At 70.2% G+C, this 16,118-nt stretch carries 16 protein-coding genes; 2 read left to right on the top strand and 14 right to left on the bottom strand.

Going from position 1 to position 16,118, the window contains the following annotated elements; genetic code table 11:
* Positions 1-154 precede the first annotated feature (154 nt).
* From R6V09_RS26130 to R6V09_RS26120, 3 genes are all read right to left on the bottom strand, one after another.
* Positions 155-1,114 carry a nucleoside hydrolase gene (locus R6V09_RS26130; RefSeq protein ID WP_317883865.1) on the bottom strand — a complete coding sequence of 320 codons (960 nt, stop codon included), beginning with the start codon at positions 1,112-1,114 and terminating at the stop codon, positions 155-157.
* Between the two features lie 43 nt (positions 1,115-1,157).
* Positions 1,158-2,393, bottom strand: coding sequence for a threonine--tRNA ligase (thrS, locus tag R6V09_RS26125; protein ID WP_317883864.1), 1,236 nt, complete (start codon positions 2,391-2,393; stop codon positions 1,158-1,160).
* 203 nt (positions 2,394-2,596) lie between these two features.
* Positions 2,597-3,292 carry a type 1 glutamine amidotransferase domain-containing protein gene (locus tag R6V09_RS26120; RefSeq protein ID WP_317883863.1) on the bottom strand — a complete coding sequence of 232 codons (696 nt, stop codon included), beginning with the start codon at positions 3,290-3,292 and terminating at the stop codon, positions 2,597-2,599.
* 254 nt (positions 3,293-3,546) lie between these two features.
* Here R6V09_RS26120 and R6V09_RS26115 point away from each other — a divergent pair, with 254 nt between their 5' ends.
* The gene (locus R6V09_RS26115) at positions 3,547-4,329 is read left to right on the top strand and encodes a hypothetical protein (protein ID WP_317883862.1); all 783 of its coding nucleotides are present in this window, start codon (positions 3,547-3,549) and stop codon (positions 4,327-4,329) included.
* Between the two features lie 17 nt (positions 4,330-4,346).
* Here R6V09_RS26115 and R6V09_RS26110 read toward each other — a convergent pair whose 3' ends face one another.
* From R6V09_RS26110 to R6V09_RS26080, 7 genes are all read right to left on the bottom strand, one after another.
* Positions 4,347-4,589, bottom strand: coding sequence for a PASTA domain-containing protein (locus tag R6V09_RS26110; protein WP_317883861.1), 243 nt, complete (start codon positions 4,587-4,589; stop codon positions 4,347-4,349).
* 40 nt (positions 4,590-4,629) lie between these two features.
* A complete protein-coding gene (locus R6V09_RS26105; protein ID WP_317883860.1) occupies positions 4,630-6,660 on the bottom strand; it encodes a TerD family protein in 2,031 nt (676 codons plus the stop codon).
* 132 nt (positions 6,661-6,792) lie between these two features.
* A complete protein-coding gene (locus tag R6V09_RS26100) occupies positions 6,793-7,539 on the bottom strand; it encodes a TIGR03943 family putative permease subunit (protein WP_317883867.1) in 747 nt (248 codons plus the stop codon).
* Positions 7,536-8,495: a permease gene (locus R6V09_RS26095; RefSeq protein ID WP_317883866.1), complete on the bottom strand. Its 960-nt coding sequence runs from the start codon at positions 8,493-8,495 to the stop codon at positions 7,536-7,538. Before R6V09_RS26095 ends, R6V09_RS26100 begins: the two co-directional genes overlap by 4 nt.
* 139 nt (positions 8,496-8,634) lie before the next feature.
* Positions 8,635-9,978: a tetratricopeptide repeat protein gene (locus R6V09_RS26090; RefSeq protein ID WP_317883859.1), complete on the bottom strand. Its 1,344-nt coding sequence runs from the start codon at positions 9,976-9,978 to the stop codon at positions 8,635-8,637.
* Positions 9,979-10,026: 48 nt separating this feature from the next.
* Positions 10,027-10,281 (bottom strand): DUF397 domain-containing protein, encoded by a 255-nt coding sequence (locus R6V09_RS26085; protein WP_317883858.1) that lies wholly within the window; start codon positions 10,279-10,281, stop codon positions 10,027-10,029.
* Positions 10,253-11,089: a helix-turn-helix domain-containing protein gene (locus R6V09_RS26080; RefSeq protein ID WP_317883857.1), complete on the bottom strand. Its 837-nt coding sequence runs from the start codon at positions 11,087-11,089 to the stop codon at positions 10,253-10,255. Before R6V09_RS26080 ends, R6V09_RS26085 begins: the two co-directional genes overlap by 29 nt.
* A gap of 112 nt (positions 11,090-11,201) precedes the next feature.
* On the opposite strand from R6V09_RS26080, the gene R6V09_RS26075 reads away from it, so the two are divergent.
* Positions 11,202-11,519 carry a DUF6401 family natural product biosynthesis protein gene (locus R6V09_RS26075; RefSeq protein WP_317883856.1) on the top strand — a complete coding sequence of 106 codons (318 nt, stop codon included), beginning with the start codon at positions 11,202-11,204 and terminating at the stop codon, positions 11,517-11,519.
* 234 nt (positions 11,520-11,753) lie between these two features.
* Here the strand turns inward: R6V09_RS26075 and R6V09_RS26070 are convergent, their stop codons facing one another.
* The 4 genes from R6V09_RS26070 to R6V09_RS26055 form a co-directional block, all read right to left on the bottom strand.
* Complete coding sequence (locus R6V09_RS26070; RefSeq protein WP_317883855.1) at positions 11,754-12,344, bottom strand: Uma2 family endonuclease; 591 nt, start codon at positions 12,342-12,344, stop codon at positions 11,754-11,756.
* A 170-nt stretch (positions 12,345-12,514) separates the two neighbouring features.
* The gene (locus R6V09_RS26065) at positions 12,515-13,183 is read right to left on the bottom strand and encodes a hypothetical protein (RefSeq protein WP_317883854.1); all 669 of its coding nucleotides are present in this window, start codon (positions 13,181-13,183) and stop codon (positions 12,515-12,517) included.
* A gap of 156 nt (positions 13,184-13,339) precedes the next feature.
* Entirely contained in the window at positions 13,340-14,161 is an 822-nt protein-coding gene (locus R6V09_RS26060) for a mechanosensitive ion channel family protein (protein WP_317883853.1), read from the bottom strand.
* Between the two features lie 102 nt (positions 14,162-14,263).
* Positions 14,264-16,118, bottom strand: a 1,855-nt coding sequence (locus R6V09_RS26055) for a WD40 repeat domain-containing protein (protein WP_442810135.1), incomplete at its 5' end; no start/stop codon positions are given.

Here is a 16,118-nt window from a genome sequence, read left to right as displayed (position 1 = left end):
CTGCTGGCGGGCGGCGCGGCGATCGTGGTCGCCACGCGTCGTCGGCGCGCTTCGCACTCGTAACAGTCCTGACGGCCCTCGCGCCGGGATCACGCATCCCGGCGCGACGGCGACAGACAGCACACGCCCATTGGGCAAGGACCTTGCCCCCCGTCTAACCCTCCACCGTCTCCAGCCACAGCTTCACGTACCGGTCCACGTCCACGTCCAACCCCACGTCCACCAGGGCCTGTTCGCGTGCCCCGCCGTGGATCTCGGACTCGCCGTGGCGGGGTCGGCGGTCGACGACGGTCTGGCCGCGGCCGGGGCCCGGGGCGAGGGAGACCTCGACCGGCAGGAGACGGGTGGTGAGGCCGGCCGGGTCGGCGACCGCGCAGACCGCGCCCGCGTCGCCGAGCCCGCCGGTCGGGGTGGGGTCTCCGGAGGCGGCCGGGTCACGGTGGGCCAGCAGATCACCCGCCAGCTTCAGCCGGGGTACCGCGCTCTCCCGCAACCGCCGCACATCGACGGCCGGTACCTGGACCCGCTCGAACACGTCCAGGCCGTACATCGTGATCGGCACCCCGGCGGTGAGGAGGATCGCCGCCGCCTCCGGGTCGTGCCACACGTTGAACTCCGCGACCGGCGTGGCGTTCCCGACCGCCACCGCGCCGCCCATGAACACGATCCGCTCGATATTGCGGGTCACCTCGGGGAACGTCCGCAGCAGCAGCGCGATGTTCGTCAGCGGCGCGGTCGGAATAAGGGTGACCGGGCGCGCGGAGGCGAGGATCTCCCGGCGCAGCAGTGCCACGGCATCCACGTCGACGGGCGCACGGGTGGAGTCGGGCAGCCCCATGTCCCCCATGCCGTCCTGCCCGTGGACGTGCGCGGCCGACCGGGCCGGTTCGATCAGCGGCCGGGCCGCACCGCGCGCGACCGGGATGTCACCGGCACCGGCGTGGTCCAGGACGATCAGCGTGTTCCGTACGACCTGGTCCACGTCCGTGTTCCCGGCCACACAGGTGACCGCCCGCAGGTCGAGTCCGGGGTGCCGGACGGCGAACAGCAGCGCCAGGGCGTCGTCGACCCCCGTGTCGCAGTCGATGATCACGGGGATGGGCTGACCGGTCACGGCAGGCTCCTCTCACAGGCTGTTCGGCGGATCAAGGGTGACCTTACGCATCCGCCCACAGTTCGGCGCCGCGCGCCCGGACCCGCGCCGCGACGCGGTCCAGCAGCTCGGCGGGCGGCAGCGGTTCGATCCGGCGACCGTCCCGCAGCCGTACGGCGACCAGGCCGGCGTCGGCCTCCCGTTCACCGATCACCGCCTGGTACGGGACCAGCCGCGCCGCCCGGATCCGGGCACCGAGGCTGCCCTCGACGGCGACCTCGGCGCGCAGTCCTCGGGCGAGGGCCTGCTCTACGAGGTCGTAGGCCTGCCGCTCCTGCGCCTCGGACACCGGCAGCACCGCCAGCTGCACCGGCGCCAGCCACGCCGGGAACGCCCCGCCGTGCTCCTCCACCAGGTGCGCCACCACCCGCTCCACACTCCCGATGACACTGCGGTGCACCATGACCGGCCGGTGTTTCGCGCCGTCGGCGCCGATGTAGTGCAGGTCGAAGCGTTCGGGCTGGTGGAAGTCGATCTGGACGGTGGAGAGGGTGGCCTCGCGGCCGGCCGCGTCCTCGATCTGGACGTCGATCTTCGGGCCGTAGAAGGCGGCCTCGCCCTCGGCGGACTCGTAGTCGACACCCGATCCGTCCAGGACCTCCTTCAGCAGTTCGGTGGCCCGCCCCCAAAGGGCCGGATCGGCAACGTACTTGCCGCCCTCGCCCGGCAGCGACAACCGGTAGCGGGAGGCGCGGATGCCGAGGTCGGCGTAGGCGCGGGCGATGAGGGCCAGGGCGGCGCGGGCCTCCTCGACGGCCTGGTCGAGGGTGCAGAAGATGTGGGCGTCGTTGAGCTGGATGGCGCGGACGCGGGTCAGGCCGCCGAGCACGCCGGAGAGCTCGGAGCGATACATCCCGCCCAACTCGGCGATGCGGAGCGGCAGTTCGCGATAGCTGTGGGACCGGGAGCGGTAGATGAGGGCGTGGTGGGGACAGAGGCTGGGGCGCAGGACGACCTCCTCGCTGCCCAGCTTCATCGGCGGGAACATGTCGTCGCTGTAGTGCGACCAGTGCCCGGAGATCTCGTACAGCTCACGCTTGCCGAGGACGGGCGAGTACACGTGCCGGTACCCGGCCGCACACTCCAACTCCCTTACGTACTCCTCCAGTTGATGCCGTACGACGGCACCGTCCGGCAGCCAGTACGGCAGGCCCGCGCCCATCAGGGGGTCGGTGTCGAAGAGGCCGAGTTCGCGGCCGAGACGTCGGTGGTCGTACATGGTGAACTCCTCACGGAACAAAGGGCCGAAAGGCGAGCACCACGCGTCGAAGCCCCGGGGCACTCGCCCCGGGGCTTCGACTTGGTCAGCAGTCAGCGCGCCGGGACACTCTCCGGCGTCGTCGTCATGGACGAACGGGCGCGCTGCTTCATGCGGCGGACGCTAGCAGTCGTACGACGCCCGCCGCGATCGAATTAATCAAGCGAGTCGATCAAGCGAATCAATCAGGCGAGCTTCTTGAGGAGCTCGTCGGCGACCGGTGCCGAGGAGGCCGGGTTCTGCCCGGTGACGAGGTTGCCGTCGACCACGACGTACGGGGCCCACGGCTCGCCCTGCCGGAAGTCCGCGCCAAGCTCGACAAGCCGGTCCTGGAGCAGCCACTTCACCTTGTCGGCGAGGCCGCCCTGGGTCTCCTCGGCGTTGGTGAAACCGGTGAGCCGGCGCCCGGCGAAGGCGTTGGTGCCGTCCTCCTTGACGGCCGGGAGAAGCGCGGCCGGGCCGTGGCAGACCACGCCGAGCGGCTTGCCGGAGGCCAGGGCCAGGGTGAGGAGCCGGCCGGAGTCGGCGTCCACGGCGAGGTCCTCCATCGGGCCGTGGCCACCGGGGTAGTAGACGGCGTCGTAGTCGGCGAGGTCGACCTCGGTGAGCTTCACCGGGTGCTGGAACTCGGCGCTCGACGCGAGCACGGCGGCGACCCGGTCGGCGTTCTCCTGGCCGCCGTTGTAGTCGGCGGCGAGGCTGCCCCGGTCCACGGGCGGTACGACACCGCCGGGCGTCGCGACGACGACCTCGTGACCGGCCGCCTTGAAGGCCTCGTACGGGGTCACGGCCTCCTCGGCCCAGTAGCCGGTGGGGTGCTGCGTGCCGTCGGCCAGGGTGAGGTGGTCGGCGCCGGTCAGCACGAAGAGGATCTTCGACATGGGAGGTCTCCAGGAGGTCGGCAGGGGTCGGTGAGGTGTCTTCGACAGTAGGCGGGGCGCGGACGGGCGGCCAATGACGAATCGAATGGCCGGTATTGGTTTGCCAATGGGGTGATCCGCTGGAGGGGATCCGGTTTCTCACCCGGACGGCCCGGAGCGCTGGTGGGCGGGCGCGGGCGGTGGTGCCGTGGGAGCACGCGCCGTATTCCGCGCCACGCATCCGCGTCACGCGTCCGCCCCAGGAGGGACCCTCGATGACCCGTTCCCCGGCCCGTGTCCTCCTCCTCGCCTCGGCACTGTCGGCGGGCACGCTGCTGACGGTCGCGGGCTGCGCGAACGAGGCCGCCCTGCACAAGGTGACGAGCGCGCCCTCCCCGTCGGCCGTGCGCACCCCCGCCGCCCACGCGTCCCCGGCCGCCGCCCCCGTCCTCACCCAGGCACAGGCGCAGACCGCGCTGATCACGGACATGGACCTGGGCGCCCCCTGGACCCCGACGCAGGGCACGGCGACCTGGCGCGACAGCCTCCTCAAGGCGAAGACCGCCGACCCCGACTGCCAGCGTCTCCTGGACGCGCTCTACGCCGACGAACTCCTCGGCACCCCCGCCACCGCCCAGGCGGTGATCGGCCTCGACGACACCGACGACGAGGCCCAACTCCGTTACCAGGTGGCCGCGTTCCCGCACGCCGACGTGGACCGCACGCTGGCCTGGCTGAAGACGCTCCCGCAGAAGTGCGCCCAGTTCACGGCGACGACAACACGCTCGGGCGTCCAGACCGTGACGGTCACCGAGGCCACCCTCCCGAACGTCGGCGACGCCCGCGAGGGCCTCCACCTCACCCTCACGGGCACCACCCCGGAGGGCGACCAGTCCACCCTCACCCTGGACACCGCCGCCGTCCGCATCGGCGACGACACGATCACCGTCACGGCCGGGGGGCCGGCGAATGTACCCCCGGACGCGACCGGCCGGGCACTGGAGATCGGGGCGCAGCGGTTGACGGATGTGCAGCGGCAGGGGCGGGTGCAGATCTAGCAGCCGGCGGCTCCCGGCTACCGCAGCCGCCGATCGTCGGGCAGCGGGTCCAATCTCGTCCAGATCCTGACTGCCGCGGCAGGTGCTGCCATGCTTCCGGGCGGGGGCTCCTGATAAGCGATCACCATGTTCTGCGGCAACTGCTGATCCAGGTTGTAGTAGCCCAGGAACAGCCCCAGATCACGGCAGAGAGCGTGCGCTTCCCGCCCCGTCATCCCGACCACGTCAGGGACTTCGATACTCGTCGGCCTGTCACCCATCTCCGCACCATACGGGCGACCACGCCACGGCGGAGGGGCTTCAGGCCTCGACGGGCCTCCGTGAACGCGCCGAACGGCCGTCCAGGTGGACCACCACACTCGCGTGGAAACGGTCCACGGACTCGTCGACGCTGCGGATGAAGCCCGATTCCGCGGTGCCCCGGGTGTTGCCCATGCCTCTGAAGAGGGACAGGCGGAAGCCGGTGATCTGGGCTCCGTTCTTGGGGAGGATGTCGGCCGGTTCGGGCCGCAGGCGTTCCAGAGTGCCGCGCGGACCGCCCGCCTGTCCCTCCAGCACGGCTTCGACGTGGAGATCGGCCGGTGCCTCGGCGAGCCTGCGGACCAGCCGCTTGGCCCAGGTGAGGGGGTAGCCCTGGTCGGGTGCTGCGATCTCGATGGACGTACGCAGCTTGCCGGTGCGCAGGTCCGCGCAGAGGGCGAGGACACCGGGCGTGCCATCGATACGGAGTTCGGCGTCGAGTCTGCCGTCGACGCATAGGCGGTCGGCGAGGGCGGCCCGCCGGGAGGCCGGATCGGTACCTCGCTTGGCGCGCTGCACCGGCAGCACCTTCTCGCCGAGTTCGCCGCCGAGCCGTAGACACACCTGCCGGACCAGCCGTTCCCAGCTTTCTACGACCTCCACCGCGCGCGAGTCGCCCTGGCACAGGGTCTCGGTGTCGATCGCATTGCGCACCGGAACCCACGAGCGGCCCATGTTCTGGAAACCGTGACAGCCGGAGTTCTCGTGCTGGAGGTAGTGGAGCAGTTCCTGGAGCAGCCAGGCGTGCGCCGCGTTGCCGACCCCCTCGTGCCGGATCAACATCTGTGCCTGGTGGGCGACTTCGGCCCAGGACAGATGCCAGAGCGCCACCTTGTTCTTGCGCCGCCCGTCGAGCTTGACCTCCACCAGGGGGCTGCCCTCCAGCTCGACGTCGTTGGAGAGCGTGATGACGGCCTCGTATCCGCGCCGGGCCGCTATGTCGGCGTAGGCCTGCACCTGGTCCGGCTTGAGGGGGTTGCCGTTCGTCTTCGTCTCGACGAGCGCGGTCCACAGTTTGCCCGCCCGCTCGACCCGGATCACCCCGTCGGGCCGCCGAGGGGACTCGCCGTTGGGCAGCGTGACCTCGGTGAACGTCTCCATCCGGCCGACCGGGGCACCGAAGGCCGCCGTCAACCGCCGCCCGAACTCCGGCACTTGAGCCATCACCGACAGCAGCACGGAGGTCGCCCGGGTCTCCCGCTCGTGGTCGCTCTTGAGCGCGGAGGCGGGGAAGAGCCGGGCACCCCGCCAGGAGTCGTTCTCTGCAAGGGACTTCTTGGCCACCTTCGGCAGGGTGACCTTCTTCTTTGCGGTACGAGGACGGGCGGGACGGGTCGCGACCTCGACCTCGGCCTCGGGAACCGACTCGACCGCAGGGCTCGACGGCTGCGCGGGAATCGCGGCGACGGCTTCCGGTGTACGGACTTCAGCCTCGGCGTCGGACACGTTCTCCACGTCCGTGTCCACGTCCGTGTCCGTGTCCGCGTCGTCGTCGATGTCGACGCCGAAGTCCGTTGCCACACCGGCCAGTCCGGACTCGTAGCCCTGCCCGATCGCCCGGAACTTCCAATCGCCGCCCCGCCGGTAGAACTCGCCGAAGAGCAGCGCGCTGACCTCGCCGGGATCGTCGATCGAGAAGCGCAGCAGGCTCTCGCCGGAACCGTCGGCCAACGTCAGGCGCAGGTCCTGGAGTTCGGAGAAACGGGCACTCTCGTAACGGCTCGCCGCCACCACGATCCGCTCGACGCCAGCCGGGATCGCGGTCAGGTCGAAGGTGATCCGGTCCTCGCTACCGTCCGCCGTCGGTGCCTTGCCGAGCAGTTGCACGCTTCCGTCGGCGGCGACGGGGTTGTTGTAGAAGTAGAAGTCCCCGTCGCTGCGCACCTTTCCGTCCCCGGTCAGCAGCAGTACGGAGACGTCCGCGTCGCCCTCTCCCGTCGGACTTCCCCAGCTCAGGCTCATCAGCACCGAGCCGATGTCCTCGCTCAACGACGCCAGGCCGACGTTCCCGCCCTTGACCATCTCGTGCATGAGGCCCCCCAGATGCACGGCCGCGCGAGATGCCCCCGCAGCCCCTGTTTCGTAGCGATGTGTGACGCGCCCCACACCCTGCGCTTCACAAGCACCTTAACGCTCCGGAATCACCGGAATCTCGGGAACAGGTCAACGCTTCTCGTACGGGTCCGCCGGCTGCTTCACCTGGGTGACGGTCGTCGCGTCGAGGAGTGGGGGCCAGGCCCCGTCCGTGCCGAGTTTGCCCTTGGGGAGCCAGGTGCCGGTGACGGTGACCCAGGTGTCGGTCTGGGGGGCGTCGGTGGCCTCGGTGCCTCTGATCTCTACCTTGCTGGTCGTGGCGTCGGCGGCGCAGCAGGTGACGACGAGGCGGGTTACATACCAGGTGCCGTTCGAGCCGTGGGTGACGAAGCCCGTCATACGGAGCGTGCGGCCCTTGAGGGAGTGGCCGGTGTCGTAGATCGCCCGTGAGCTGTACTGGCCGACCGAGATGTCCAGCACCTTGGCGGCGGGCAGCGCGGGGAAGGTGCCCGCGCCCTGTGCCGCGAGTTGCGCCTGTTCGCGGCCCGCGCTGTACGAGCCCAGCGCGGGGGGTGGGAAGAGGAGGAGGGCCAGGGCGGGGAGGGTGAGGAGCCAGGCGACGCGGGGGCTGCCCGAATGCGAGTGACCATGCTCCTCGTGATCGTGGTCGTGATCGTGTTCTTCTTCCTCCGGGCGGTGCAGCGCCGCCCTGATCGCCGCCGCAACTCCCAGCAGGATCAGGAGAGTTCCCGACACGATCAGGTACGGGCGCAGCGCCGCCTGCACATACCGCAGATACAGGTCGCTGAAGAGCGAGATCCGCAGCACCGCCCCGCCCGTGAGCAGGAGCAGGACCGCCGAGCCGTAGCGCCTCACAGCAACCACCACCCCACCAGCGTGCTGCTCGTCACGGCCACCAGCCAGGTCGTCGAGGAGAAGCGGAAGGCGAAGGAACGGCCGAACGTGCCCGCCTGCAGCGCGATCAGTTTCAGGTCGACCATCGGCCCCACCACCATGAACGCCAGCTTCGCGGCGGGCGAGAAGCCGCTGAGGGACGCGGCCACGAAGGCATCCGCCTCGCTGCACACGCACAGCACCACGGCCAGCAGCGCGAGCAGGAGCAGTGACAGCCAGGACGAACCCGTGAAGATGTCCAGGATCGAGCGCGGTACGGCGATGTTGAAGGTCGCTGCCGCTGCCGCACCCAGCACCAGGAACCCGCCGGCGTGGAGGAAGTCGTGCTGCAACCCGGCGACGAAGGCCTTCACACCCGTGGGCGACGAGGCGGCGGCCTGGGTGCGCTTCGGGAGTCGTAGCCACTCCTCGCGGCCGAATCTCGCCCAGAGCCAGCCCATCACCACCGCCGTCGCGAGGGAGGCGACCAGGCGGCCGAGCACCATCTTCGGCTGGCCCGGGAAAGCGATCGAAGTGGCCACCAGGACGACCGGGTTGATCGCCGGGGCCGACAACAAAAACGCGAGCGCGGCAGCTGGTGCCACGCCCCGCCGCATCAGGCTGCTCGCCACCGGTACCGACGCGCACTCACAGCCCGGGAGTACGACTCCTGCCGCGCCCGCGATGGGGACGGCCAGGGCCTGGTTGCGGGGGAGGAGCTTCGTGAACACCCGCTCCGGTACGAACGCGCCGATCGCCGCCGAGACCACCGTGCCGAGCAACAAAAACGGCACACCTTGCACCGCCACCGCCGTGAAGACCGTCCACCAGGCCGCCACGGGCGGGGTGTAGAGGTCGATCGCCAGCATCGGACCGAGGACGGACACGACCGTCGCGATGGCTATGAGCGCGGCGCCGCCGAGTACCGCGTAGACCATGGCGCGTACGGCCAGGCGCAGGCCGTCGACCACAGTCCGTTCGTTCTGCACGCGCCTGTCTCATCCCGTTTCGCACGATTACGCCTCGTACTCGTACGTGGCACGGTAACCGTCGGCGCTGTGCGGTATCCCCGGTTTGTCAAAGAGGAGGCTGTGCGGGGGCCGGGCCGAGAGTCGTCGTGCCGGGGGCGGTGCGGTGGCCGAGGCCCGTGCGGTAGGCGTCGAGCGCCGCCTCCACCCGGCCGGTACGGCGGAGCAGATCGCCGAGCATGCGGCACAGGTCGGCCAGGTCACCGGCCGCGCCCGCGCGTTCCAGGAGGCTGAGGGCGCGGACGTAGTGTTCCTCGGCCGCGTCCGTGTCGCGGGCGTCCTCGGCGATGATGCCGAGGAGGCGGTGGGCGGCGGCGGAGTGCAGGGCGCCGCGTTCGGAGCTGAGGTCGCTGAGGACGTCGTGGAGGAGGGTGGCCGCCTCGTCGGACTTGCCGCGCTTGTGCAGGACGTCGGCCAGTTCCACGGCGACCTGGCTGCTGTACAGCGCCGCGCGCTTCGCCGTCAGCATGGCCAGCGCCTGCCTCAACTCGACCTCGGCGCGCTCCAGTTCGCCGTCCTGGGCGTAGACGTAGCCGCGCATCCAGTGGCAGTTGGCGAGTTCGGTACGGAACTGGAGCTGGCGGTACAGATCGGCGGCCTTCGCGAGCGAGGCGTCCGCCTCCGCGACCTTGCCCTCCGCTATCAGCGTCCGCGCCACCGACCTGTGCATGCGTGCCAGCAGCGCCGGGTCCGCCACCTGCGGCGCGAGCGCGAGCGCCAACTCGGCCGCCTGGGCCGCCCTCGCGTGGGCGCCCATGTCCATGTACGGCCCTATCGCGCTCGCGTAGAGGAGCAGCAGGGCATCCGGGTCGTGCAGGCCGCCCCGGTTCAGCTCGTCGAGGGTGGACTCCAACAGGTATACGGCGTAACGGAGTTCACCGGTGAGGTAGTGCGCCACGGCACGGCCTCGGATGGCGGGGACGCGGGAGGGGAGGGGTTCGTCGGCGAGGCGTTGCTCTGCGCGCTCGAAGTACAGGCGGGCGGCAGTGAGATCACCCGTGTCGAGGCCGCACTCGCCGAGTCCCAGCAGCGCGATGGCCTCTTCGTCCACCAGCCCGTGCGACTCCGCCTCCGCGAGCAACTCGGCGTACTGCTCCGCCGCTTCCTCCGACTCCCCGGTCGCCAGGGTGCGTTGGGCACCGGTCAGCCGCAGGCGCAGCTCGGTGGCGAGGTGGGCGGGGCGGCCGGTGGCCAACTCGTCGTAGGCGACGCCGAGTCGTTCCGCGAGGTGCCGCAGCGCGTCGTCGGAGGGGCGGACCCGGCCGGCCTCAAGGGTGGAGATGTACGCGGGTGTGTAGGCGGGCTCGGCCAACTGCCGCTGGGTGAGCCCACGTTCGTGCCGCAACTGCTGGACCCTGCGCCCGATGACTTCCGGGTCGTCCCGTCTCACCATGCATTAATCATGCCAGTAAGCCGAGTTACAGACTGGCCGGTAACTCAGTTACACGGAGAGGGAGTTGATGAAGTCCTCGAAGCGGCGACGGGAGACGGTGAGGACGGCTCCGCCGGGGTTCTTGGAGTCACGGATTGCGATGCAGGGGGCACTGGCGGCGACCTCCACGCACTCACCGCCGTTGGTGCTACTGAAGGAGGACTTACGCCACTCCACGATGCCGAGAGGGGCGCACTCGACGCAGTCACCGCCGTTGGTGCTGCTGTAGCTGGACTTACGCCACGTCTTCCGCCCGGTCTCCATAACGTTCCTCCATCACGCGCGCGATCAGGTCGGCCGAGTCCTCCACCGAAAGGGCATCGGCCTGCAAGCGAGCGTAGCCGACCGAGCGCTCCCTGATGACTTCCGGGTTGGCGGTCATGTGCGCCTGGTCGTAGCCCTCGGAGTAGTGGATGTCAGGGTCGTCATCGAAGCGCAGGACGGTAAAGGAGCCCACCATCCCGGCGTGCACGCCCACGGAGAACGGCAGCACCTGAATATGGACCCAGGGGTTGTTCCGGTAACTCACCAAGCGTGCGAGTTGCTTGCGCATGACCTCGCGGCCACCAACCTCGCGGAGCAGCACGGCCTCGTCGATGACGACCCACACCGCAGGCGGCTGCTTCTTCTCCAGGATGCGCTGCCGCTCCATGCGCGCCGCGACCAACTCCTCGACCATGTCCGGGTTTTCGACGGCCACCAGTGCCGCCGCGTACTCCGGGGTCTGGAGGAGGCCGTAGACCACCTGGCACTGATACGTCGAGATGTACGCGGCCTTCGCCTCCATGTCGGCGAATGCCTGGAACCAGTTCGGCAGTTGGCTCCGCAGAACCATGCCGATCATGCGCGAGAAGACCCCGTCCGTCATGAACGCGGCGTCGAGGCGCTCGGCGAAGTTCCGGGTCGGGAGCTTCATCGCCGTCTCGATCTGCCCGATCAGGGAGCCGGTGCAGTAGAGGATCTTGCCGAGGGCCTCCTGCGTGAGGCCCGCCGCTTCCCTCAAGCGACGGCACTCGTAACCGAAGTAGTCCAACGGGGATGCGCTCGGGTCTAGTTCGCGTACGTGGACCATGCGACGGTCACCTCCGAGTAGTTACGGCCTGTCGCCGAGAGTAACCATTCGACGCCGCCCCGGTGATGGGAATCACGAACTCTCCACCACGCACGTGCCGTACCGTGGAGAAATGTCCCCTTTGGCCAAGATCAGCGACTCGTACGCGCCGCGCTTCGCGGAGTTCGCGTTCGAGCCCGCCTTCGTGGCCGCGGTGGACCAGCACGTGGCCGAGCTGCGGGAACGCCTCTCGGCGGGCGGGCCGGACCTGACGCCCCCGCCCCCGGACCACGCCGACCTCACCGACTACGCGCTCGGTTTCCTGGACGCGCTCGCGGAGCTGGACTGGCGGGAGCCGGTCGGGCACGACTACGCGGTGTGCAGGCTGACGGCCATCAGCTGGCTGGTACACCGGCACGGGCTGCTCCCGGAGCAGCGCCGGGGTGACTGAAAACGGGTTTCCGTTGGCTCAACTCCCCCTGAAGCCCTTCCCGTTGCGCACTCCAACCCCTTAAGTTAGGCACGCATTAAGCGTGCTTAACTCATCGCTGTTGCCGTCGCCGTCACTGTCGTTGCGAGGTAGGTATGTCCGCGCGTTACGTCAGAGGATTCTGCGCCGCCGTCATCGCCGTAGCCGCCCTGATCGGCGCGGCAGCGGCAAGCCCGGCCAAGGCGGCGGACGGGGTCAACGCATCATGTCCTTCGCGCTGTAGCGGGGCAGATCACCCGTCGCAATCGTCCACGTCCCCAGCTCGGTAGTCACGGTGACGGTGCTGCCGTAGGGCAGGTGCAGCCGGTTCTCGTACGCGGGGCGCCCCTCGCGCTTGCCGATCTCCCACTGGTACGTCCACGTGCCGTCGCGCGGATCGACGATCAAGTAGTGGGGGATGCCCATGGCGGGGTAGTCGGCGGCCTTGTCCACGTAGTCGTTCTCGGGGTTCGACGGGGAGACGATCTCGACGGCGAGGAGGATCTCCCTGGGGTCGAGTGGATCGTCCGTCTCCATGGCGCTCCTCGGCACGACCAGGAGATCAGGGATGCGGAGTTTGCCAAGGGACTCGTCATCCGTGTCCGTGGCCTCGGCGACGATCACGCCGTCCGGCAACTGAGTGGACAGTTGATCGCGGACGACGACCGCCGTGAGCTGGTGGCGAGGGCGTGGGCTCATCATCATGACGAGCTTCGCGTCGCTGATCTCCGCGTACATGAAGCCGGGCAGTGGCGCGAGATGCTCGCGCAGCTCACGCAAGTGCCGGTAGATGGCCTGCTCAGTCATGCCCTGTTCCCTTCGGAGCAGTCACGAGGAGCCCGGGTCCACTACGCGAACGCTCCCTCTGACCTGCCGGTGGAACCCATGGTAGCCACGGCCGGTGTCCTGGGTCGTTCCCCGAACGCGAGCCCGGCCGGCGTGGCCGGGCCCCGTCCGGTTCACCAAGTAGTGCGGGTTCAGCACTTCCACACGGCCCAGTACAGCTCCCCCTTCAGGGAGCCGTCCGACCACGCGACAGGCGTGTCGATGTGGATGCCCGAGGAGCCCTGGCCCGGGTAGTACCAGTAGTAGTGGCCGTCGACCCGCTTGCCGTAGTGGACCTCAAGCCAGCCCACCGAGTGGCGGACGTACGGCGCGAACCAGTACGCGCCCTTGTAGCCGGGGCGAATCGTGTTGGTGATGGTGTTGCTCGCGGTGCGGGTGTTGCCGAGGGTCCAGGTCTGGGAGGTCGTCGAGCTGGCGGACATGCCGGCCTCGAAGGTGTCCGACAGTCCCGCGCTGACCTCGATGCTCTGGCCCTGCTCGTAGGAGTACGAGGTGTTCGTCGAGTAGCTGTAGTTCACGGCGTACGTGCCGTTGTCGGTGCCTGCGCAGTTCGCGACCACGTTGCTGGCCTGGTGCCGCTTGCCGAGCGCGGTCCAGGCGTTGACCTCGTGGTACTGGCACGAGTCGGGCTTCCGGCTGCCGCTGTCGTGGTTGCAGCTGGCCAGCACGTCCGGCTTGTCGTCGCCCCAGCCGGGGCTGGAGTTCGCGCTGGCGGTCCCCGTGGAGAAGGGGATGAGCACCAGGGCGAGAGCGGGCGCCAGCAGAGCCAGCCGGCGGCGGCCTCGCGGAAACACCTTCATGGTCGTTCTCCTCGTCGATACGTCGGTCGGCGCCACCACCCGCCACGGGTGGCGACGCCTCCGATCGTCATCGCCGGGGAATTGATCCGACAGTCCCGCCCAAGGGGCGAATCAACTCCGGATCACCCACCTCACCTGCGCTTACGTCACCGACGGCTACATGTCGGACGACCCCGGCATGTCCCTGCGCGGGTCCGTCCGCATGTCCGTGCCCATGTCCGTCCGCTCCCGCACCGGCTGGTTGCCCATCGCGTCCGCGCGGCCCGCCTGGTACGCCGTGAGGCTCCCCTTCGCGTTGGTCGTCTCGCGCTCCGCCGCCATCAGCATGCGCTCCATGCGCTGACGCATCGGCGCGATCATGCCGCCGCCGACACCGACGATCATGATTCCGGCGACGGTCCCGAGGGCCGCGTAGAGGACGGGCTGGGTGACCGACGTCGCGATGCCGGCCTGGCCGAGCGCGGCGATCACACCGAGCGCCACGATGCAGGCCCAGACGATGGTCGCGAGCATCCTGCCGTACGACATCGACGACAGCGCGCTGCCGACGATCCCGCGGACCGCGTTCGCGATGGCCATCGCCACCACGATCAGGACCACCGCGACGATGCCGCGCGGCAGCCAGGCGACGATGCCGTTGATCATCGTGCTGACCGGGTTCGAGCCGAAGACGCCCAGCGCGAGCTGGAGGGTGATCAGCATCAGCGCGTAGTACACGATCTTGCAGACGATGCCGGTCATGTCGTACTTGGAGTCCCGCAGCATCCGTGCCGTACCGGCCCGTTCCGAGAGCTTCTCCGAGCCGACCCTGCGCAGCACACGGTCCAGGACGCGGGCGATCATCTTCGACACGAACCAGCCGATGGCCAGGATGATCAGGAAGCCGACGAGCTTCGGCACGAACTGCGCGACCTTCGACCAGGCGTCGTTCAGCCCCTGGGTGAAGTTGATGGCGAGGGTGGATTCAGGGACAGCCATGCGCGGCACTTCCTTCGGTGGGTACTAACCGGCCCCCTGTTGCCAACAAGTGGAGCAGCGCCGCGGAGACCTGGCCGCGTGGGCTGGTCCGTACGGGTGACCTCAGCAGATGCGGCGGTACGGCGCGTCCGGCACGTAGGTCCGCCACTGGGCCCGGGTCAGCTCCGCGTTCCCCGTCCTCGCGCAGACCCGTGTCCGCGCCCGCTCCGGGTCGACGGTGTACCGCTGGAGCGGGACGTGCGCGCTGCCCGCGAACAGCGTGCCGCCGTCCGGGCTGAAGGCGAGGGACGTGACGGCCTCGCCCGGGGTCGTCAACGGGCCGCTGCTGAGCGGCTGTTGGGTGCCCACGTCCCAGAGCTGCAGGCTGCCCGCGTCACCGGCGACCGCCAGAGTGCGGCCGTCGGGGCTGAAGGCGAGGGCCGCGACGCCCTCCGGGGTGGTGCCGACGGGAGCGGGGAAGACGTTGCGCAGGATGCCCGTGCGGTGGCGGACCGCGCCGTCCCACAGGTGGACCCGGCCCGTCTGGTCGCCGACCGCGACTGCGGAGCCGTCGGCGGTGAAGGCGAGGGCGCCGATCTCGTCGCCCTGCACCAGGTCGCGCCCGGTGGACCGGCCCGAGGGCAGCCGGGCGATCCGCCCCTCACCGACCAGCAGCCCGCCGTCCGGACTGACGGCGAGGTGGGAGCCGGTCACGCCGGTCAGGACGGAGGTCCGGCGGCCGTGCGCGAAGTCCCAGGTCTCGTCGGCGAGTTGACCGATGGATGACGTGCGGACCGCGTGGAGGGTGTGGGCGCCGCCCGGGCCGAGGGCGAGGGAGACGACCGCCGCGCCCGGCAGATCCAGCGTCGCCAGGGATCTCCCGTGCCGCACGTCCCACACCCCGAACGGCTGCGCCACCGCCTCCCGGCCCGGCGCCGAGACGCCGTACGCGAACCGGGTGCCGTCCGGGCCGAAGGCCATCAGGGGGAGGGTGTCGGCGGGGACGGTCGGGAGGGCGGGGTCGGTGGAGACGGGGACGGGGACGGCCGGGAAGGTGTGCAGGAGACGGCCGTCGGAGGTGTCGTAGAGGCGGAAGAGGTAGCGGTCGCCGGTGCGTTCCGTCGTGGCGTAGGTGCGGCCGTCCGGACTGAAGCCGACGTCGTTAAGGGCGGTGGACCGCCAGTCGTGGGTGACCGCGGCCCCGAGGTCGAGGGTGTGGACGGTGCCGCTCTCCAGATAGCGCAGGGTGCGGCCGTCGCGGTCCCAGTCGAGGCCGCCGTAGAGGTGCTGGTTGTTGAGGGCGTGCCGGAAGACGGGGGCGCCGGGGTCCGTGAGCCGCCAGACGCGCAGCTCCGAACCGTCGGCCGTCGCCACGAAGGCGCCGTCCGGGCTGAAGGACGCGGACTGCGCCCCGGTGTCCTGAAGGTCGGCGACCCTGCGGCCCGTCGCGGTGTCCCAGACGCGCAGTCCGGTGCCGTTGGCGGTGGCGACGGCGAGGCGGTCGCCGGAGAGGGCGAGGACGGAGGTGTCGGTGTCGCAGACGCCGGGGTCCTGCCGCCAAGTACCTTGCAGGGGACGGGAGTCGGCCGTGTTCCACAGGTGCACGCCCGTCGCCGAACAGGCCGCTGCCGTACGGCCGTCCGAGCTGACTGCGGTGAGGGCCGCGTCCGGTGCTCGTGCGGCGAACGTGCTGCGGCCGTCGGCCACCGAGCGCAGCCGTACGCGATCGCCCTCGGTGGTGAGGAGGGAGCGGCCGTCGCCGGTGAAGTGGATGTCGCCGACGTCGTGCAGTTCCGGCGCGGACCAGCGGCGGGTGGCCGTGTTCCACAGCCGCAGCCCGCCGTCCCCCTCGGTGACCCCGAGGACGTGCGCGGACGCGCCGGCCTCCGTCACCGTGCCGGCGGGCACCCGGCCCGAGCCGGTGGCGCGGTGCGTGGCCACGTCCCAGGTGCGCCAGGCACGGCCGTTCGCGCTGAGC

It is taken from the genome of Streptomyces sp. W16 (assembly GCF_033194735.1).
Lineage (GTDB): Bacteria > Actinomycetota > Actinomycetes > Streptomycetales > Streptomycetaceae > Streptomyces.
The sequence above is the reverse complement of the archived record's forward strand: the minus strand, read 5'-3'. Positions and strand labels throughout refer to the sequence as shown.